Annotated in this window: 18 protein-coding genes; 11 read left to right on the top strand and 7 right to left on the bottom strand. The window is 70.1% G+C overall.

The features are described 5' to 3' along the window. Window positions 1-31: 31 nt before the first annotated feature. The gene (locus QYS60_RS04230) at window positions 32-382 is read right to left on the bottom strand and encodes an iron-sulfur cluster assembly accessory protein (protein WP_003934109.1); all 351 of its coding nucleotides are present in this window, start codon (window positions 380-382) and stop codon (window positions 32-34) included. A 146-nt stretch (window positions 383-528) separates the two neighbouring features. On the opposite strand from QYS60_RS04230, the gene QYS60_RS04225 reads away from it, so the two are divergent. Beyond that, the gene (locus QYS60_RS04225; protein ID WP_003934108.1) at window positions 529-1194 is read left to right on the top strand and encodes a DUF3043 domain-containing protein; all 666 of its coding nucleotides are present in this window, start codon (window positions 529-531) and stop codon (window positions 1192-1194) included. Window positions 1195-1297: 103 nt separating this feature from the next. Here QYS60_RS04225 and QYS60_RS04220 read toward each other — a convergent pair whose 3' ends face one another. Next, the gene (locus tag QYS60_RS04220; RefSeq protein ID WP_371382515.1) at window positions 1298-1513 is read right to left on the bottom strand and encodes a hypothetical protein; all 216 of its coding nucleotides are present in this window, start codon (window positions 1511-1513) and stop codon (window positions 1298-1300) included. 134 nt (window positions 1514-1647) lie between these two features. On the opposite strand from QYS60_RS04220, the gene cobT reads away from it, so the two are divergent. Then, complete coding sequence (gene cobT, locus QYS60_RS04215) at window positions 1648-2751, top strand: nicotinate-nucleotide--dimethylbenzimidazole phosphoribosyltransferase (RefSeq protein WP_371382514.1); 1104 nt, start codon at window positions 1648-1650, stop codon at window positions 2749-2751. After that, window positions 2751-3503: an adenosylcobinamide-GDP ribazoletransferase gene (locus QYS60_RS04210; RefSeq protein ID WP_003934105.1), complete on the top strand. Its 753-nt coding sequence runs from the start codon at window positions 2751-2753 to the stop codon at window positions 3501-3503. Before cobT ends, QYS60_RS04210 begins: the two co-directional genes overlap by 1 nt. 16 nt (window positions 3504-3519) lie before the next feature. Here the strand turns inward: QYS60_RS04210 and QYS60_RS04205 are convergent, their stop codons facing one another. Both QYS60_RS04205 and gcvT read right to left on the bottom strand, forming a co-directional pair. After that, window positions 3520-4623, bottom strand: coding sequence for a branched-chain amino acid aminotransferase (locus QYS60_RS04205; RefSeq protein ID WP_003934104.1), 1104 nt, complete (start codon window positions 4621-4623; stop codon window positions 3520-3522). Between the two features lie 33 nt (window positions 4624-4656). Continuing rightward, a complete protein-coding gene (gcvT, locus tag QYS60_RS04200; RefSeq protein WP_003934103.1) occupies window positions 4657-5757 on the bottom strand; it encodes a glycine cleavage system aminomethyltransferase GcvT in 1101 nt (366 codons plus the stop codon). Window positions 5758-5831: 74 nt separating this feature from the next. On the opposite strand from gcvT, the gene QYS60_RS04195 reads away from it, so the two are divergent. The 6 genes from QYS60_RS04195 (at window position 5832) to QYS60_RS04170 (ending at window position 13065) form a co-directional block, all read left to right on the top strand. Next, complete coding sequence (locus QYS60_RS04195; RefSeq protein WP_003934102.1) at window positions 5832-7340, top strand: leucyl aminopeptidase; 1509 nt, start codon at window positions 5832-5834, stop codon at window positions 7338-7340. 257 nt (window positions 7341-7597) lie between these two features. After that, window positions 7598-9355, top strand: coding sequence for a 2-oxoglutarate dehydrogenase, E2 component, dihydrolipoamide succinyltransferase (sucB, locus tag QYS60_RS04190; protein ID WP_289378841.1), 1758 nt, complete (start codon window positions 7598-7600; stop codon window positions 9353-9355). Between the two features lie 111 nt (window positions 9356-9466). Beyond that, window positions 9467-10357: a TIGR01777 family oxidoreductase gene (locus QYS60_RS04185; RefSeq protein ID WP_289378843.1), complete on the top strand. Its 891-nt coding sequence runs from the start codon at window positions 9467-9469 to the stop codon at window positions 10355-10357. 46 nt (window positions 10358-10403) lie between these two features. Continuing rightward, on the top strand, window positions 10404-11186 hold the full coding sequence (lipB, locus tag QYS60_RS04180; protein WP_003934099.1) for a lipoyl(octanoyl) transferase LipB: 783 nt from the start codon (window positions 10404-10406) through the stop codon (window positions 11184-11186). 67 nt (window positions 11187-11253) lie between these two features. Further along, entirely contained in the window at window positions 11254-12267 is a 1014-nt protein-coding gene (gene lipA / locus QYS60_RS04175) for a lipoyl synthase (protein ID WP_371382513.1), read from the top strand. 57 nt (window positions 12268-12324) lie between these two features. Further along, entirely contained in the window at window positions 12325-13065 is a 741-nt protein-coding gene (locus QYS60_RS04170; protein WP_003934097.1) for a DUF4191 domain-containing protein, read from the top strand. 71 nt (window positions 13066-13136) lie between these two features. Here QYS60_RS04170 and QYS60_RS04165 read toward each other — a convergent pair whose 3' ends face one another. After that, window positions 13137-13613, bottom strand: coding sequence for an RDD family protein (locus QYS60_RS04165; RefSeq protein WP_040780772.1), 477 nt, complete (start codon window positions 13611-13613; stop codon window positions 13137-13139). Window positions 13614-13826: 213 nt separating this feature from the next. Here QYS60_RS04165 and glnA point away from each other — a divergent pair, with 213 nt between their 5' ends. Next, complete coding sequence (gene glnA, locus QYS60_RS04160; RefSeq protein WP_054374447.1) at window positions 13827-15263, top strand: type I glutamate--ammonia ligase; 1437 nt, start codon at window positions 13827-13829, stop codon at window positions 15261-15263. 104 nt (window positions 15264-15367) lie between these two features. Here the strand turns inward: glnA and QYS60_RS04155 are convergent, their stop codons facing one another. After that, window positions 15368-16513 carry a hypothetical protein gene (locus tag QYS60_RS04155; RefSeq protein ID WP_371382512.1) on the bottom strand — a complete coding sequence of 382 codons (1146 nt, stop codon included), beginning with the start codon at window positions 16511-16513 and terminating at the stop codon, window positions 15368-15370. A gap of 12 nt (window positions 16514-16525) precedes the next feature. Beyond that, the gene (locus tag QYS60_RS04150) at window positions 16526-17452 is read right to left on the bottom strand and encodes a metal-dependent hydrolase (protein WP_371382511.1); all 927 of its coding nucleotides are present in this window, start codon (window positions 17450-17452) and stop codon (window positions 16526-16528) included. 239 nt (window positions 17453-17691) lie between these two features. Between QYS60_RS04150 and QYS60_RS04145 the strand changes: the two genes are divergently transcribed. Continuing rightward, window positions 17692-18306, top strand: a complete 615-nt coding sequence (locus QYS60_RS04145; RefSeq protein WP_003934092.1) for a TetR/AcrR family transcriptional regulator — start codon at window positions 17692-17694, stop codon at window positions 18304-18306. The last annotated feature ends 175 nt before the right edge of the window (window positions 18307-18481 follow it).

The raw sequence follows: 18481 nt of genomic DNA, 5'->3' as shown, positions 1-18481 counted from the left end.
CGCGGGCGGGGCCCCCACTACGGGACCCGCGTCAGTTGAACGAATCGCCGCAGGCGCAGGAGCCGGTGGCGTTCGGGTTGTCGATCGTGAAGCCCTGCTTCTCGATCGTGTCGACGAAGTCGATCGACGCGCCTTCGACGTAGGGCGCGCTCATCCGGTCGACGGCGAGGATGACGCCACCGAAGTCACGGGTGAGATCCCCGTCGAGCGTCCGGTCGTCGAAGAACAGCTGGTAGCGGAGGCCGGCACACCCGCCCGGCTGCACGGCGATGCGCAGCGAGAGGTCGTCGCGGCCCTCCTGGTCGAGCAGCGCCTTCGCCTTGGCGGAGGCGGCCTCGGTCATGGTGACGCCGTGAGTGGCGGTCTCGTCCTGCACAGTCATGGGCGCTCCCTCGTCTTTCGTGTCGAAACCCGGTTCCCTCAACGGTACCGCGCGTGGATCTATTCCTCATGCGCGGTACCGGACCGCGCGGGGGCCTGACCGGGGGCGATTTCCCGGCCGGGCCGGTTTTCCCATAGCCTGGAGGGGTGAAGTTGCTACGCCGCGGCGGTTCCGACGAATCCGACAACGAGGACCTCGGCGCGTCCGAGTCCGTCGCCGCCCCCCAGTCCGAGGGAGGCAAGGGGACGACCGGTAAGGGCCGTCCCACTCCGAAGCGCCGGGAGGCCGAGGCGCGTCGGCGCGGTCCCGTCGCTCCGGCTCCGCTGACTGCCAAGGAGGCGAGGGCACGCCGCAAGGCAGCCAAACAGTCCCTCTCCAAGGATGAACGCAAGGCGCAAGCGGCCGAGCGTCGCGCCGCCGCGGGCGAGCGCCGCACCCGGATGCTCGCGGGCGAAGAGAAGTATCTGCTGCCCCGCGACAAGGGTCCCGTGCGGGCCTACGTCCGCGATCTGGTGGACAGCCGTCGCAACCTGGTCGGTCTTTTCATGCCGATGGCGCTCATCCTGATCATGACGATGTTCCTCGGTCCGGTGGTCCAGCAGTACGTGACGCTGGCGATGTTCGCGATGATCGTGCTCATGGTGATCGAAGGGATCTACCTCGGCCGTCTCGTGAACAAGAAGGTCCGGGCCCGTTTCCCCGACACCACCGAGGGCGGATTCGGTCTCGGGTGGTACGCGTTCGTGCGGGCCTCCCAGATCCGCAAGCTCCGGGCGCCACTGCCCCGGGTCTCCCCCGGCGACGCCGTCTGACCGCAGCCCACCGGCACGCCGGTCGGTGATACGGCGACCGGCACACCGGTCAGTGATACGGCGACCGGCACACCGGTCAGTGATACGGCGACCGGCACGCCGGTCAGTGATGCGGCGACCGACGCGCGTCGATCGTGCTGCGCACCCAGTCGGCCGTCGGGTCGCCACCGATGGGCGACGGGTCCTGCGGCCGGAACTGGTTCCAGCGCCACCACGCCCGGGTCACCCATCGCGGGGCGGGACGGGAACGGGCCCGGGCGAGTTCGACGCCGGCGAAGAGTGTGATCGGCACGAGGACGATCACGGCGATCTGGCTCATGACGGACAGTCTGTCGCCGGCGACCCGGCCGAGACAGTGGCAGCAATGCCATCTACCGTCGATTTTCTGCCGCAGTGCGGGTTGATAGCGTCCAGCGGTGGCTTCGGCCTCCGCGACTTCGTGAAAGGTGCCCCGTGAGCAGCGAATCCGTTTCCTCCGCCGACGTCGTCTTCCCGCCCGTCGTCGCGCCCGATCCGGAGGTCCGCCGGCGCGCCGACGCCCGGCAGCGCGATCTCACCAAGCCTGCCGGTTCCCTCGGCCGGCTCGAGGAATTGGGCTGCTGGGTCGCGTCCTGCCAAGGACAGGTCCCGCCCCGGCCCTTCACCCGCCCCCGCGTGGTGGTGTTCGCCGGTGATCACGGGGTGGCCCGCGGCGGCGTCTCGGCGTATCCCCCCGAGGTCACCGCTCAGATGGTTGCCAACTTCCTCGCCGGTGGTGCCGCGGTCAACGTGCTCGCCGAGGTCGCCGGCGCCGGGGTCCGGGTCGTGGACATGGCCGTCGACGGCGACACGGATCCGGCCGTCTCCGCGCACAAGGTGCGCCGATCGAGCGGGGCCGTCGACCGGGAGGACGCGCTCACCGAGCAGGAGACCCTGCAGGCGATCGCCGCCGGACGAACCGTGGCCGACGAGGAGGTCGACGCGGGAGCCGACCTCCTCGTCGCGGGCGACATGGGGATCGGGAACACCACCCCTGCGACGGCGCTGATCGCCACCCTCACCGGCACCGAACCCGTCGCGGCGGTCGGCCGTGGCACCGGGATCGACGACGCCGCGTGGATGCGCAAGGTCGCCGCGATCCGGGACGCGATGCGACGCGCCCGGCCCCACGCCCGCAACCCGGTTGCCCTGCTGCGCACCGCCGGCGGCGCCGACCTCGCCGCGATGGCCGGCTACCTCGCCCAGGCGTCGGTGCGCCGGACCCCGGTTGTGCTCGACGGGGTCGTGGTCACCGCTGCCGCACTCGTCGCCGAGGAACTGGCGCCCGGGGCCCGGGACTGGTGGGTTGCCGGGCACCGCTCCACCGAACCGGCTCATACGCTGGCCCTGCGGCACCTGAACCTCGATCCCCTCGTCGACCTGGGAATGCGCCTCGGCGAGGGTTCGGGAGCGGTTGCCGCGCTGCCGATCCTGCACGGTGCGGTCGCGGTGCTCACGAACATGGCGACGTTCGCCGAAGCCGGCGTGAGCACCCGTGACGAGGACGCCGCGCCGGTCACCGAGACGCGCGGCGACTGATGCGCGGCGTCGCTCTCGCTCTGTCCTGGCTCACTGTGCTGCCTATCCGGGGTCCTGGGCACATCGATCGCAGCGCGGGGGGCGCGGCCGTCGCCGCGGCACCGGTGGCCGGCCTCGTGCTGGGCCTGGGCACCGCGGGCGTGCTGTGGGCGGCCGTCGCCATCGGCTGCACTCCCCTGCTCGCGGGCCTGATCGGGGTGGGATTCCTGGGCCTCGCGACGCGTGGCATGCACCTCGACGGCCTGTGCGACACCGCCGACGGGCTCGGCTGCTACGGACCGCCGGAGCGGGCACGTGAGGTGATGAAGTCGGGCGGCGCCGGACCGTTCGGGGTGGCCACCCTGGTACTCGTGCTGGGGGCGCAGGCAGCCTCGTTCGGAGCGCTCGCCGACGCTCGATCCTGGTTCGCCGTGGTCCTCGCGGTCACCGCCGGCCGGGTCACGGTCGTCCTCGCATGCCGCCGTGGTGTCGCCGCAGCACCGGGCAGCGGGTTCGGTGCCCTGGTCGCCGGGACGCAGCCGCTCGGGGTGCGCCTCCTGTGGGCCGTCGTCGTGGTCGTCGCGGCTGCCTGGTGCGTGCCGGGCGCCTGGTGGGCCGGCCCGGCGACGGTCGCCGTGGGGCTCGTGGCCGCACTGCTGCTGGTTCGGCACTGCGTCCGCCGGTTCGGCGGTCTCAACGGTGACGCGCTCGGCGCCGGCCTCGAGACGACGGTGACGGTTGTGGCGGCGGCGTTGAGCGCGGCCGTCGGATAGGACGGCCGCGCCGGGCTCAGCGCAGCGTGGTCAGCCAGCCGTGCGTGTCGGCGAAGGTGCCGCGCTGGATCCCGGTGAGGGTGTCGCGCAACGCCATGGTGACCTCGCCGGGCTCGCCGTCGCCGACGGTGAACTCGCCGTCGCGGCTCTTGACGGTACCGACCGGGGTGATCACCGCCGCGGTCCCGCACGCGAAGACCTCGGTGATCTGCCCGCTGGCGACCTCGGACTCCCATTCCTGCACCGAGATCTTGCGCTCCTCCACTTCGAGGCCGGCCTCCCTGGCCAGCGTGAGCAGCGAGTCCCGGGTGATGCCGGGCAGCAACGAGCCGGACAGCTCCGGCGTCACCAGCTTCGCGTCGGCGCCCGACCCGAAGATGAAGCACAGATTCATGCCGCCCATCTCCTCGATGTAGCGACGCTCGACGGCGTCGAGCCACACCACCTGGTCGCACCCCTGCTCGACGGCTTGCGCCTGGGCCAGCAGCGACGCCGCGTAGTTGCCGGAGAACTTGGCGTCGCCGGTGCCGCCCGGTGCGGCCCGCACGTACTCCTGCGAGATCCACACGCTCACCGGCTTGACGCCACGAGGGAAGTACGCGCCGGCCGGGGACGCGATCAGCACGTACCGGTACTGATTCGCGGGCCGCACGCCGAGCCCCGCCTCGGTGGAGAACATGAACGGCCGCAGATACAGCGACTCCTCGCCCCCGGCGGCCGGCACCCATTCGTGGTCGGCCTCGACCAGTTCCGCGATCGACCGGACGAACAACTCGTCCGGCAGCTCGGCCATTGCCAGGCGCCGCGAGGACCGGCGCATCCGCTCGGCGTTGGAGTACACGCGGAAGGCTGCGATGCTGCCGTCGGGCTGCCGGTAGACCTTCAGACCCTCGAAGATCGCCTGCCCGTAGTGCAACACCATCGCGGCCGGGTCGAGCTGCATCGGTCCGTAGGGCTGAACGGTGGCGTCGTGCCAGCCGCGGCCCTCGGTGTAGTCGATCGTGACCATGTGATCGGTGAAGTACCGGCCGAATCCCGGATCCGCCAGTACTTCTCCCCGCCGTTCCGCGGAGGCGGGCGAGGGGTGCGGAAGGTGGGCGAATTCGAGGACACCGGTCATGACCGATGATCCTATCGAACCGCTCGCACGGTCCTACTTGGTGTGGTCGGGGACGAACGGAGGCGCGACGAGCTGGGCGCGCAGGGCGCGTCCCCGGACGTCGACCGTGACCTCGTCACCGGCGGCCGGCTCCCCGGCAGTCTCGAGGAGCGCCAGCGCGATCCCGACCTTCAACGTCGGGGAGAACGTGCCGGACGTCGTCTCCCCCACCGGAGTTCCGTCGCGCGACACCTTCAGGCCGGGTCGCAGCACCCCGCGATCGAGCGCCCGCAGTCCCCACAGTCGCCGCGCGGGACCGGACTCCTTCTCCGCGACGAGCGCCGCGCGGCCGCGGAATGCCGGCTTGCTCCAGCCCACGGCCCACCCGCAGCGGGCCTGCAGGGGCGAGATGGTCTCCGACAGTTCGTGTCCGTGCAACGGGTAGCCCATCTCGGTCCGCAGGGTGTCGCGAGCCCCGAGGCCGGCGGCCTGACCGCCGGCCGCACGCACGGCGTCGGCCAGGGCACGGAACAGCGACTCCGCGTCGGCCCACCGCGGTACCAGTTCGAAGCCGCGCTCACCGGTGTATCCGGTGCGGCACACCCGTACCGGCCGATCGTTCCACCGGGCGTCCACGAAGCTCATGTAGCCCAGCTCGGTGGGCAGACCCAGCCCCTGCAGGACGGCCTCGGCGTTCGGTCCCTGCACGGCGAACACACCGTAGTCCCGGTGCTGGTTCGTCACGGTCACGCCTTCGGGGGCATGCGCGGCGAGGACCTCGACCACCGCTGCGGTGTTCGCGGCGTTCGGCACGAGGAACAATTCCTCGTCGGAGACGTAGTAGACGATCAGGTCGTCGGTGACGCCGCCGGCTTCGTTGCAGCAGAGGGTGTACTGCGCCTTGCCCGGCCCGATCTTGCGCAGGTCGTTGGTGAGTGTCGCGTTCACGTAGTCCGCCGCACCCGGCCCGGCGACGAGGGCCTTGCCCAGATGACTGACGTCGAACAGGCCGACGTTCTCGCGCACGGCGGTGTGTTCGGCCACGGTACCGGCGTACGAGACGGGCATCTGCCAGCCACCGAAGGCCGCGAAGGTCGCTCCGAGTTCGGTGTGGACGGCGTGGATCGGGCCCTGCAGCAATGGCTGGTCGCTCATGTGCCCCACGCTATCCCACCCCCCGGGATCACTAGCATCGGTGCCACGACCCCCCTTTCCCGTAGGAGACGCCTGTGAGTGCCCTTTCGCCCACCCTGCCCGAACTCGTTCTCGCCGGAAGCGTGTCCAAGCGCGCGGACGTCCTCGTCGTCGGCCTGACCGCCGGCGACAGCGGCCCCGAGGCCCTGCTCGGCGACGGCCTGGTGGACGAGGACGTCCTCGGCGGACTGCTCGACACCCTGCAGTCCGTCGGTGCCGCGGGCAAGGCCGAGGAGGTCACCCGGATCCCCGCGCCCGCCGCCCTGCCGGTCACCAGCGTGCTCGCCGTCGGGCTCGGCGCCGCCGACAAGCTCGACGCCGAGCAGGTGCGCCGGTCCGCCGGCGCTGCGGCGCGCGCCCTCGCCGGCGTCTCCGTGGTCGCGACGACCCTGTCCGCCGTGGATCTCGGCGCAACCGCGGAGGGCTTCGCGCTCGGCGCCTACACGTTCACCGAGTTCCGCACCACCAAGTCGAACTCCGGCGACGCGCAGCCGCCCGCCCGGATCGAACTTCTCGTCTCGTCGCCCCGCGCCCGGGAGACCAAGGCGGAGCTGGCCCGGTCGGCCGCCGTCGCCGAGGCGGTCGCCACCGCGCGCCAGTTCGTCGACACCCCGCCGAGCCACCTGTTCCCGGCCGAGTTCGCCGAGCGCGCGAAGGCGCTCGGTACCGCCGCCGGGCTGAAGGTCGAGGTGCTGGACGAGAAGGCGCTCGAGCAGCAGGGCTACGGCGGCATCGTCGGGGTCGGCAAGGGCTCGTCGCGCCCGCCGCGGCTCGTGCGCCTGAGCTACTCGGCCAAGAAGCGGAAGGCGCCGAAGGTCGCGCTCGTCGGCAAGGGCATCACGTTCGACACCGGCGGCATCTCCATCAAGCCGGCCGCCGGAATGGAGAACATGACGTCCGACATGGGCGGTGCGGCGGCGGTGGTCGCGACGGTCGTGCTCGCCGCGAAGCTCGGGGTGGCGGCGGACGTGACCGCGACGGTACCGATGGCCGAGAACATGCCGTCCGCGACGGCACAGCGACCCGGCGACGTGCTGACCCAGTACGGCGGCACCACCGTCGAGGTGATCAACACGGACGCCGAGGGTCGGCTCATCCTGGCCGACGCCATCGTCCGTGCCTGCGAGGACGAGCCCGACTACCTGATCGACACCGCGACGCTCACCGGCGCGCAGATGGTCGCACTGGGGACCCGGACGCCCGGCGTCATGGGCACCGACGAGTTCCGGGACCGGGTCGCCCGGCTCTCGCAGGAGGTGGGCGAGAACGGGTGGGCGATGCCGCTGCCGGCCGAACTGCGCGCGGACCTGAAGTCCCGGGTGGCCGACCTGGCCAACGTCACGCCGCATCGCTGGGGCGGGATGCTCGCCGCCGGCCTGTACCTGAAGGAGTTCGTGGCCGAGGGTGTGCAGTGGGCCCACATCGACATCGCCGGGCCGGCCTTCAACACCGGGAGCCCGTTCGGCTATGTCGGCAAGGGCGGCACCGGCGTACCGGTGCGAACCCTCATCGCGGTCATCGAGGACATCGCGAACAACGGGTGATCCGTCCCGCGCGTCCCTGCCGGGGTGCAGGGACGCGCGGGCGCACGTGACCCAACCCTCGTCGAACGTCGCCGAGGGATCAGTGCAAGGATGGTCGAGGTCATACCCGGCATCGGGTGTGGTCTCAACCGAACACCGCAAGACACCGCACGAGACCGTGGCCTCGAGCACAATGGTCAGCGACCACACAATGGTCCGCGACCATCGGTCGGCACAACTCAACACACCCGAACACAACCGTCGAGGAGTCAACAGACATGGCCTTCTCCGTCCAGATGCCAGCGCTTGGTGAGAGCGTCACCGAGGGAACTGTCACGCGATGGCTCAAGCAGGAAGGAGACACGGTCGAAGTCGACGAGCCGCTGCTCGAAGTTTCCACGGACAAGGTCGACACCGAGATCCCCTCGCCCGCGGCCGGTGTGCTGGTGAAGATCGTCGCCCAGGAGGACGAGACGATCGAGATCGGCGGTGAGCTGGCGGTGATCGGTGACTCCGCCGACGACGGAGGATCGTCCACCGCTCCCGCTGCCGCCCCGTCGGAGGAGGCGGCACCCGAGGAAGAGTCCACCCCCGAGCCGGAACCCGAGCCGGAGCCCGAGCCGGCTTCGTCCGGTTCCGACACCGGCTCCGCCGAAGGCACTCCGGTCACCATGCCGGCGCTCGGTGAGTCCGTGACCGAGGGCACCGTCACCCGGTGGCTGAAGTCCGTCGGGGACGAGGTCGCGGTCGACGAACCCCTGCTCGAGGTGTCCACGGACAAGGTCGACACGGAGATCCCGTCCCCCGTGGCCGGTGTGCTCCTCGAGATCAACGCCGACGAGGACGAGACCGTCGAGGTCGGCGGACAGCTCGCGGTGATCGGGTCGGGAACCCCGGCCGCGGCGCCGTCGAAGCCCGAACCCAAGCCCGAACCCAAGCCCGAACCGAAGCCCGAACCGAAGCCCGAGCCCGAGCCGGCGAAGCAGGCGGCCCCCGAGCCGGCGAAGCAGCCCGCCCCGGAACCCGCGAAGCAGGTAGCCCCGGCGCCCGCCCCGGCTGCCGCGGGTGCGGAGACCCCGGGTGGCGCCACGCCGTACGTCACACCCCTCGTCCGCAAGCTCGCCGCCGAACACGACGTCGACCTGTCGACGGTGTCCGGCACCGGAGTCGGCGGACGCATCCGCAAGCAGGACGTGCTCGCCGCCGCCGAGGCCGCGAAGGCCCCCGCGGCCGAGGCCCCGAAGGCTCCCGCCGCCAAGGCTCCCGCCGCCGCTCCGGCCGCGACCGCCGGTGTCCGGCCCGAGCTCGCCCACCTGCGCGGCACCACGCAGAAGGTCAACCGGATCCGTCAGATCACGGCGATCAAGACTCGCGAGTCGCTGCAGACCACCGCGCAGCTCACCCAGACCTTCGAGGTCGACGTCACCAAGATCGCGCATCTGCGGGCGCAGGCGAAGGCGACCTTCGCCGAGCGCGAGGGCGTCAACCTCACCTTCCTGCCCTTCTTCGCGAAGGCCGTCGTGGAGGCCCTCAAGGCGCATCCGAACATCAACGCCTCCTACGACGAGGACAAGAAGGAGATCACCTACCACGCGGCCGAGCACCTCGGCATCGCCGTGGACACCGAGCAGGGCCTGCTCTCCCCGGTGATCCACAACGCCGGCGACCTGTCGCTGGCCGGCCTGGCCCGCGCGATCGCGGACATCGCCAAGCGGGCGCGCAGCGGCGGCCTCAAGCCGGACGAACTGGCCGGTGGCACCTTCACGATCACGAACATCGGCAGCCAGGGCGCCCTGTTCGACACACCGATCCTGGTGCCGCCGCAGGCGGCGATGCTGGGCACCGGCGCGATCGTCAAGCGTCCGGTGGTCGTCACCGACGAGGTGGGCAACGAGTCGATCGGTGTGCGGTCGATGTGCTACCTGCCGCTGACCTACGACCACCGGTTGGTCGACGGTGCGGACGCGGGCCGGTTCCTCACCACGATCAAGCACCGTCTCGAGGAAGCGGCGTTCGACGCGGACCTGGGCCTGTGATCCAGGGCGTGTAGCCCGGCACCCACCAGACCCGGAAGCGGGGGCATCGTCACACCGACGAGGCCCCCGCTTCCGCGTCCCGGCCTCTGCGGATGCGGGACAATCTCCGGCATGCGCATCCTCGTAGCGGGCTCGTCGGGGCTGATCGGAACGGCCTCGGTGGCATGGTTGCGGGCACACGATCACGAGGTGCGCCGCCTCGTCCGCCGTCCCCCGGCGGCGCCGGACGAGTGGTTCTGGGACCCGCCGACGGGCCGGGTCGATCCTTCGGCGTTCGACCGCGTCGATGCCGTGGTGAATCTGTGCGGCTCGAGCGTGGACGAGCGTCGCTGGTCCGGCGCGGTCAAGCAGGAACTGCGCGACAGCCGGATCGTCCCGACCGACGTCCTCGCCACCGCCGCCGCCTCCGCCGGGGTGCCGACACTGGTCAACGCAGGCGCCGTCGGCGTCTACGGGCACACCGGCGAGGACGTGGTGGACGAACGCAGCCCCGCCGGGCAGGGGTTCGTCGCGGACCTGTGCCGCGACTGGGAAGCTGCCACCGCGCCCGCGCGGGCCGCCGGGGTGCGCACGATCGTTCTCCGCATCGGGATCGTTCTCAGCCCGCACGGCGGCATCCTGCGCCGCCTCCAGCCGCTCTTCCGGCTCGGTCTCGGTTCCCGGCTCGGTGACGGCCGGCAGTACATGTCGTGGGTGGCGCTCGAGGATGTGGTGTCGGCGCTGGGTTTCGTCCTCGGCCGCGGCGATATCGCCGGGCCGGTCGACGTCACCGGCCCGGCTCCCGTGACCAACGCCCGATTCACGGAGGCGCTGGCGCACTCGGTGCACCGTCCGGCGCCGTGGACGACGCCCGGATTCGTGGTCGACGCGATCGTCGGGGAGATGGCGCACGCGCTGGTGCTCACCGGGCAACGCGCGCTGCCGACGGTGCTCGAGTCGGCGGGCTTCGAGTTCCGGTATCCGACGATCGGAGGCGCCCTGGCACACGCGTTCGGAACCTGAAGCCACCTCTTCGCCACAGCTCCCCGACGGCGTAGGGTCGAGGACTATGAGCAGCGCATCTTCCTCCGCCCGTTTCGATTCCGAACCCGTCGCGGTGGCGCATCTGGGGCTGATCGGATACCTGGAAGCGTGGGAGCGGCAACGGGAGATCGCCGCCGACCGGGCCGAGGGCCGCGGCGTCGACACCCTGCTGTTGCTCGAGCATCCGCCCGTGTACACCGCCGGCAAACGCACTGCCCCGGAGGACCGGCCCACCGACGGCACCCCGGTGATCGACGTCGATCGCGGCGGCAAGATCACCTGGCACGGGCCCGGCCAGCTGGTGGGCTACCCGATCGTCCGGCTCGGCGAACCCATCGACGTCGTCGGCTACGTGCGACGTCTCGAGCAGGCCCTGATCGAGGTCTGCACCGATCTCGGCCTCGTGTGCGGCCGCGTGGAGGGCCGCTCGGGGGTGTGGCTGCCGGCCGAGCTGCGCGACGGGCACTGGCTCCCCGAACGCAAGATCGCCGCGATCGGGGTGCGGGTGCAGCGCGGGGTGACGATGCACGGGTTCTCCCTCAACTGCGATGCCACCCTCGACGCGTTCGACTCGATCGTGCCGTGCGGCATCCGCGACGCGGGCGTCACCTCGCTCACCGGTGAACTCGGACGGGACGTCACCGTCGCCGAGGTGATGCCGGCCGTGACCGCGGCGGTGATCGACGCTCTCGACGGCCGCCTGCCGGTGACGGATCACGACATCGAGCGGGTGACGTTCGAACAGGCCGTCGGTGCCGAACCGCCGCAGACCCCGCGGCCGGAGTTCACCACGGTGCGGTACGGCTGACCGGCTCCCCCGAGAGGCCCGCACCGGGGTGGGCCCGGCCCGTGCCGCCGGGCGTAGGATCGGGTCCGTGACTGTGGCCCCAGAAGGACGCAAGCTGCTGCGGATCGAGACCCGAAACGCACAGACGCCGATCGAACGTAAGCCGAACTGGATCAGGACCCGGGCGAAGATGGGCCCGGAGTACTCCGAGCTGAAGGGACTGGTGCGGCGCGAAGGCCTGCACACGGTCTGCGAGGAGGCCGGTTGTCCCAACATCTACGAATGCTGGGAGGACCGGGAGGCGACGTTCCTCATCGGTGGCGAGCAGTGCACCCGTCGATGCGATTTCTGTCAGATCGACACCGGTAAGCCCGCCACGCTCGACCGCGACGAGCCGCGCCGGGTCGCCGAGTCGGTGCAGGCCATGGGCCTGCGGTACTCGACGATCACCGGTGTCGCCCGCGACGACCTGCCCGACGGCGGTGCGTGGCTCTACGCCGAGACCGTGCGGCAGATCCACGAGCTCAACCCGGGCACCGGCGTCGAGAATCTCATTCCCGACTTCAACGGCAAGCCGGAGCTGCTCACCGAGGTCTTCGAATCACGGCCCGAGGTGCTCGCGCACAACGTCGAGACCGTGCCCCGGATCTTCAAGCGCATCCGCCCGGCGTTCCGCTACCAGCGGTCGCTGGACGTGATCACCGCGGCCCGCGAGTTCGGGCTGGTGACCAAGTCCAACCTCATCCTCGGCATGGGCGAGACGCCGGAGGAGGTCACCGAGGCGCTGCACGACCTGCACGCCGCCGGCTGCGACATCGTCACCATCACCCAGTACCTGCGCCCGTCGCCGCGGCACCATCCCGTCGAGCGCTGGGTCAAGCCCGAGGAATTCGTGGCGCACTCGAAGACCGCCGAGGAGATCGGTTTCGCGGGCGTGATGGCCGGGCCGCTGGTCCGGTCGTCGTACCGCGCGGGGCGGCTGTACGCGCAGGCGATGGCACACCACGGCCGCGAGCTGCCCGCCGCCCAGGCGCACCTGGCCGAGGGGGGCACAGCGGCCCAGGAAGCCAGCTCCGTGCTGGCGCGCCTGACCACCTCTTAGCCGCACCGGACCCCGCGGTGGCGAAAAGCGCACCGCGGGGAAAGTATCCTGGGAGCTATGGCGAGAGGCAGCAAACCCGACAAGGAAGCGAAGGCCGCAGCGAAGGCCGCGCGCAAGCAGGCGTCGAAGGAGCGGCGAACCCAGCTCTGGCAGGCGTTCCAGCTGCAGCGCAAGGAAGACAAGCTGCTGCTGCCGTGGATGATCGGTGCGATCGTCGTCTCCACCCTGGTGTTCTTCCTCGTCGGGCTGATCTTCGGTATCGAGTGGTTCCTTCTGCCGGTCGGCCTGCTCGTGGGGGTGCTGCTCGCGTTCGTCATCTTCGGCCGCCGGGTGCAGAAGACGGTGTACGGCAAGGCCGAGGGCCAGGCCGGGGCGGCGGCGTGGGCGCTGGACAACCTGCAGGGCTCCTGGCGCGTCACGCATGCGGTGGCCGGCACCACGCAGCTCGACGCCGTGCACCGCGTCATCGGCCGCCCGGGCGTGATCCTGGTGGCCGAGGGAGCACCGCAGCGCGTGAAAGGCCTTCTCGCGCAGGAGAAGAAGCGGGTCGCGCGCCTCGTGGGCGACACGCCGATCTACGACATCGTGGTCGGCAACGACGAGGGCCAGGTCCCGCTGTCACAGCTGCAGAAGCACCTGTCGAAACTGCCGCGCAACATCGACACCAAGCGGATGGACGCGATCGAGGGCCGGCTGGCCGCCCTGAGCACGAAGAAGTCCGGCGCCGCGCTCCCGAAGGGTCCGATGCCGGCCGGCGCGAAGATGCGCAGCGTGCAGCGCACCATGCGCCGCCGCTGAGATCCGTCCGGACCGCGGGAGCCCGCACCTACCCGGTGCGGGCTCCCGTTCGGCGTTTCGGGAAGGACACGTCAGCGGGACCGAACGAGAGCCGTGCCGGTCGCCCGGTCCTGCAGACCGCGGCCGTCGACGTCGGTGACGACGGCCGGCGCGATGAACACGAGCAGCAGCTGCCGGGCCAGGGCGCGAATCAGTCCCACCCGCACCGGCGCGTCGACCCGGGCGACCTGCAGGCCGACCAGATACTGCCCCGGGGTGAACGAGAACAGCGTCACCGTGAGCACCCCGACCACGAACCACACCAGCAGGGTGTAGGTGGACAGCTGCGGGTTCTCGAAGGGACGCTCCCCCACGATCGCAGTCGCGATGCCGACGGAGGTGAGCCAGTCGATCGCCAGCGCGCTCGCGCGCCGGCCGGTGCCGGCGAGCGCACCGCGTCCGGTCGCGGGCAGTCCGAGCAACTGCCCGCGGTAGTCCTGGGCCTTGTCCTGCCCCTTGGGGATCGCCGCAGCGGGTCCGGAGAGCCAGCTGCCGGTCATGCGTGCCATGGTGTCCAGGATAGGGTGCAACGGACGGACCGGCCCGACCCCACGTGCCCGCCGGTGACTTCTACCACAAATGCAGTCCTCACGACACCGGAAGACGAGCTGTAACATCGGTGAAACATGGGATTGATGGTCGGGCAACACCAGCTCAATACGGTCTGTATCCGACGCAGACGCCCCATCCCCATGGCGCGCATTGACTGAAGGAGCACAAGCGTGGCGTTCACCTCGGCCGAAGAGGTCATCAAGTACATCGAGGACGAAAACGTCGAGTACGTCGATGTCCGGTTCAGCGACCTCCCCGGCATCCAGCAGCACTTCTCGATCCCCGCGGGTGCGTTCACCAAGGACGTGTTCGAGGACGGCTTGGCGTTCGACGGTTCCTCCGTCCGCGGCTTCCAGTCCATCCACGAGTCGGACATGATGCTGCTGCCGGACGTGACCACCGCGCGCATCGATCCCTTCCGCGCTGCCAAGACGCTCAACATCAACTTCTTCGTCCACGACCCTTTCACCCGCGAGTCCTACAGCCGCGACCCGCGCAACGTCGCCCGTAAGGCCGAGGAGTACCTGGCCAGCACCGGCATCGCCGACACCGCGTTCTTCGGCGCCGAGGCCGAGTTCTACATCTTCGACTCGATCCGCTACGACTCGCAGATGAACGGCGCGTTCTACGAGATCGACTCGGTCTCCGGCGCGTGGAACACCGGCGTCGAGGCCAACGCCGACGGCTCGCCGAACCTCGGCTACAAGGTCCGCCCGAAGGGCGGCTACTTCCCCGTCGCGCCGTACGACCACTACGTGGACCTGCGCGACGAGATCTCCACCAACCTGCAGAACGCCGGCTTCGAACTCGAGCGCGGCCATCACGAGGTCGGTACCGCCGGTCAGGCCGAGATCAACTACAAGTTCAACACCCTGCTCGGTGCGGCCGACGACCTGCAGCTGTTCAAGTACATCGTCAAGAACACCGCGTGGAAGCACGGCAAGTCGGTGACCTTCATGCCGAAGCCGCTGTTCGGTGACAACGGCTCGGGCATGCACGTGCACCAGTCGCTGTGGAAGGAAGGCAAGCCGCTGTTCCACGACGAGTCCGGTTACGCGGGCCTGTCGGACCTGGCGCGCTGGTACATCGGCGGCATCCTGCACCACGCGCCGTCGCTGCTGGCGTTCACCAACCCCACGATCAACTCGTACCACCGCCTCGTGCCCGGCTACGAGGCCCCGATCAACCTGGTCTACAGCCAGCGCAACCGCTCCGCCGCGGTCCGCATCCCGATCACCGGCAACAACCCGAAGGCCAAGCGCCTCGAGTTCCGCGCGCCGGACGCCTCGGGCAACCCGTACCTGTCGTTCGCCGCGCAGATGCTCGCCGGCCTGGACGGCATCAAGAACAAGATCGAGCCGATGGCGCCGGTCGACAAGGACCTCTACGAGCTCCCGCCGGAGGAGGCCCGGAACATCCCGCAGGCCCCGACCAGCCTCGCGACCGTGATCGACAACCTCGAGCGCGACCACGAGTACCTCACCGAGGGCGGCGTGTTCACCTCCGACCTGATCGAGACCTGGATCTCGCTCAAGCGCGAGCAGGAGATCGCCCCGGTCAACCTGCGGCCGCACCCCTACGAGTTCCAGCTGTACTACGACTGCTGAGCCGGTCCCGCACGTAGTTCGTCACGAGTCCACCCGCCTTGCGTTCCGCGAGGCGGGTGGACTCGTGTCTGCGGTCCCCTCCTGTCTCCGGGGTACGCGGGCCGCTACGCGGCGTGCGCCCGCGCGTGGACGGGTGTGGTGTCGCTCGTTGCCTGCGGCACGGTGAGTGTGCCGGCCACGCAGAGTGCCGCGACGACGAAGCACGCCAGCGTGTACCACAGGTTGCCCACCGGGTCGCCGGTGCTCGTCACGCCGTCGACGGCACGGAAGAACTCCGGCAGCGCGGTGACCCACAGGAACGCCATGACGACCAGGTACACGACGCTGTAGACCTGGACGAATCGGTTCGTGTACGGGGGAACATCCGGCTCGCCCCGTCGCAGGCGCACCCAGCGGCGAACGAGCACCACGACCCCGACGACGGTGACGACGACCAGTTCCACCGCATAGACCACCGCCCGGACCGTGGTGCTCCCCATGCCCAGGACGGTCGCCGGCAGCGGGAGGACGAACGTGCCCAGCGACGCCAGCAGGCCGATCACGACGGTGCGCCACACCAGTTCGAGACCGGAAAAGTGTCGGCCGCGGTCGACGTGGCGACCGACGAAGAACTGCACGCACAGCGCGAGCGACATCGGCCAGAGCGCGGCGAACACCACCACGCTCGGGAGCGGGACCGCGTCGACCATGGGCTGGTTGACAGGATTCGTCACCGCCCAGTGCCACCATCGCAACTGGGGTCCGAGATGGTCGAAGATCTCGTAGAACGCGTGGTGCACGAAACCGGCGCACACGGCCCCGACGAGGACTCCGTAGCGGCGGAACACCCCCAGCATTCTGACGATCTCGAACGCCAGCGTGGCCATCAGCGGGTAGATCGCGACGATGTACAGCGGGAGCCGGCCCCACAGGAACTCCACGGTGAACACGTTGTGGGCGAACATCGTGTCCACGTGCTCCTCGATGCCGAAGGCAGCCGGGAAGTACAGCGGTGGTTCGATGACGAACAGGTAGGCGGTGGCGCCGAACCAGAGCACCAGAGTGGTGGGATCGCCGTGGCGGCGCAGGCGCACGACGGCGAGCACGAGGGCGAGCACCGCGCCGAGCACGATGGTGACCTCGAGAACGGGAAGGGTCCAGTTCTCCAGGGCCGAGGGGTCGCGCACCTCGACGAGACCGCCGGCCTCCTGGCACGAGAACCCCAGGGACGCGGCCAGTTCGGCGAAGGTGGGTGAGCACAGGTCGGTCATCGCGCCGGCTCCCTACGAGGCGACCGCGTCGGCGGTGTACCAGCGCGTGACGTCGTAGCCGTCCTCGTAGCGCCGGAACCACACGTCTGCGAGCGCCGGCAACTTCTCGTGGGCCGGGTCGTGCTTCGGCAACTGGCTGCGCACCACCCCCGCCAGCGCGACGAGTTGCTCGGCGAACGGCAGATCGTCGAACGCGCGTGGCATCGGGCCGCAGTCCCGCGCCTGCAGTAACGGCAACCACCTGCGCAGGCGCTGTGCGCGCCGGTACGACGCGAACATCGACAGGGCGTCGATCTTGCGGTCCGCCAACGGAACATGGTCGTTGAAGCCCTGGCAGGCCAGTCGGATGACCCTCAGCACATGACGGAAGACCGAGGGGGCCACCCGCATCCGGTAGATGTCGGACCCGACGACGGAGTCGAACACGACGAGCGCCGAACTCCGGTGTTCGACCTCCTCGACGAAGTGCCAGATGAACAACGACGCCACCCGGTCGTCTCCGGGCCGGAACAGGGTGGCCTCGTTGTCGAGCATCAACTTGAACACCGGTGTGAAGGTTGCTTCGAGGTCCGCGGTGTAGGCGAGCCGGTAGTTCAGCGACGCCCGTGCGGTGAGCCGGTCGAATTCCGCGATGACGGCGGCGAGGGTGTCCCGGAGGCCGGGGTACCGCTCGATCAGGGCCTTGACATGCTGCCGGTGTGCGGTCGAGTGCTGGCCTTCCTGACGCATGAACGCGTCCGCCTCCGCGGCGACGGCCGGGTCGGTGATCAGGGGCTTGGCCTGGAGGATCATCTTCACGATCATCTTCTCGAAGCCGATCGCCAGGAACGAGACCGCGTTCGCCATGCTCGAGAAGGCCGGATTCTCCTCGTTCCACAGAAACGGCACGTCGTATTCCTCGAACGCGAAGTTCATTTTTCGGATCTGCAGGTCGGTCACGGGCGCTACACCTCGTCTTGCGGGGATGGGCTGGTCCGGCGGCCCCGCGACGGCTCCGAAGCCCCGGTGCAGTGATCATACGCATATCGCAGTTGACGTATGATGAGAACGCGTTACATTTGCGGCGCCACGGGCGGAGGCCACCGCCGTGCTACCGTCGGTCGTTCGAGCGGACGGTCGACAGATCCCGCCCGGGGACCCGCCGGTCCCGATGCGGTTTCGATCCGAGGAAGCGGGCAGTGGCACGACGACGCGGTTGGGGCGGCAGCCCCCCGGAGAACGACGACGAGGCGTCTCGCCGGATCGTTTCCGCCGCAGTCGATCTGATCGGCCGGACGGGCTGCGTCATCAGCCTGGCCGATGTCGCGGAATCGCTGGGTGTCATCCGCCAGACGGTGTACCGCTACTTCCCCAGCGCGGATGCGCTGATGCGGGCCGCGGCGATCGCGTCGGTCGACGGATTCCTCGATCGTCTCGCCCGGCACATCGGCGGCATCACGGACCCGGTCGACGCGATGACGGAAGGGGTCGTCTACACCCTCGCCGAGGTACGGCGCACGCCGCACCTGGGGCTTCTGCTCACCGGCACGTACCCGAACGTCCGTCCCGACGGCCTGACGTCCGACGAGGCACAGGAGTTCGGGATGACGATGATCGGGCGCTTCGACGTCGATTGGGAGTGCTACGGATACGACGAAGCGGCCCTGCGCGAGCTCGTCGAGTACGTCCTGCGCACGATGCAGTCCTTCTTCGTCTCCCCCGACGATCCCCCGCGCAGCGACGACGACTTGCGGCGCTACCTCAGACGCTGGATGGGACCTGCGATCCTCGCCCAGCGCGACGTCACCAGGTGACGCTCGGGACCGCCTGACGGAATCCGCCCGGACAGGTGAGCCCGGGTGGACCGCCGGTGGCGTCGACTCGTCGCACGGTCGCGGCCCCGCAGCGGTCGCTGCGGGGCCGGGTCCGTACTCCGCGCTACACCGGCTCGGGCTCGCGGGCGGCCTGCGGGGTCTCGGCCTGCCGGGC

This window comes from Rhodococcus sp. GXMU-t2271 (assembly GCF_041414735.1).
Lineage (GTDB): Bacteria > Actinomycetota > Actinomycetes > Mycobacteriales > Mycobacteriaceae > Rhodococcus > Rhodococcus indonesiensis.
Note: the sequence above shows the minus strand (reverse complement) of the source record. Positions and strands in the feature narration are given on the sequence as shown.

What these genes read in the sequence shown, in the direction of transcription:
- QYS60_RS04230 (WP_003934109.1), bottom strand. Translation starts at nt 382, where the DNA reads ATGACTGTGCAGGACGAGACCGCCACTCACGGCGTCACCATGACCGAG.
- QYS60_RS04220 (WP_371382515.1), bottom strand. Translation starts at nt 1,513, where the DNA reads ATGAGCCAGATCGCCGTGATCGTCCTCGTGCCGATCACACTCTTCGCC.
- QYS60_RS04210 (WP_003934105.1), top strand. Translation starts at nt 2,751, where the DNA reads ATGCGCGGCGTCGCTCTCGCTCTGTCCTGGCTCACTGTGCTGCCTATC.
- QYS60_RS04205 (WP_003934104.1), bottom strand. Translation starts at nt 4,623, where the DNA reads ATGACCGGTGTCCTCGAATTCGCCCACCTTCCGCACCCCTCGCCCGCC.
- gcvT (WP_003934103.1), bottom strand. Translation starts at nt 5,757, where the DNA reads ATGAGCGACCAGCCATTGCTGCAGGGCCCGATCCACGCCGTCCACACC.
- sucB (WP_289378841.1), top strand. Translation starts at nt 7,598, where the DNA reads ATGGCCTTCTCCGTCCAGATGCCAGCGCTTGGTGAGAGCGTCACCGAG.
- QYS60_RS04185 (WP_289378843.1), top strand. Translation starts at nt 9,467, where the DNA reads ATGCGCATCCTCGTAGCGGGCTCGTCGGGGCTGATCGGAACGGCCTCG.
- lipB (WP_003934099.1), top strand. Translation starts at nt 10,404, where the DNA reads ATGAGCAGCGCATCTTCCTCCGCCCGTTTCGATTCCGAACCCGTCGCG.
- QYS60_RS04170 (WP_003934097.1), top strand. Translation starts at nt 12,325, where the DNA reads ATGGCGAGAGGCAGCAAACCCGACAAGGAAGCGAAGGCCGCAGCGAAG.
- QYS60_RS04165 (WP_040780772.1), bottom strand. Translation starts at nt 13,613, where the DNA reads ATGGCACGCATGACCGGCAGCTGGCTCTCCGGACCCGCTGCGGCGATC.
- QYS60_RS04155 (WP_371382512.1), bottom strand. Translation starts at nt 16,513, where the DNA reads ATGACCGACCTGTGCTCACCCACCTTCGCCGAACTGGCCGCGTCCCTG.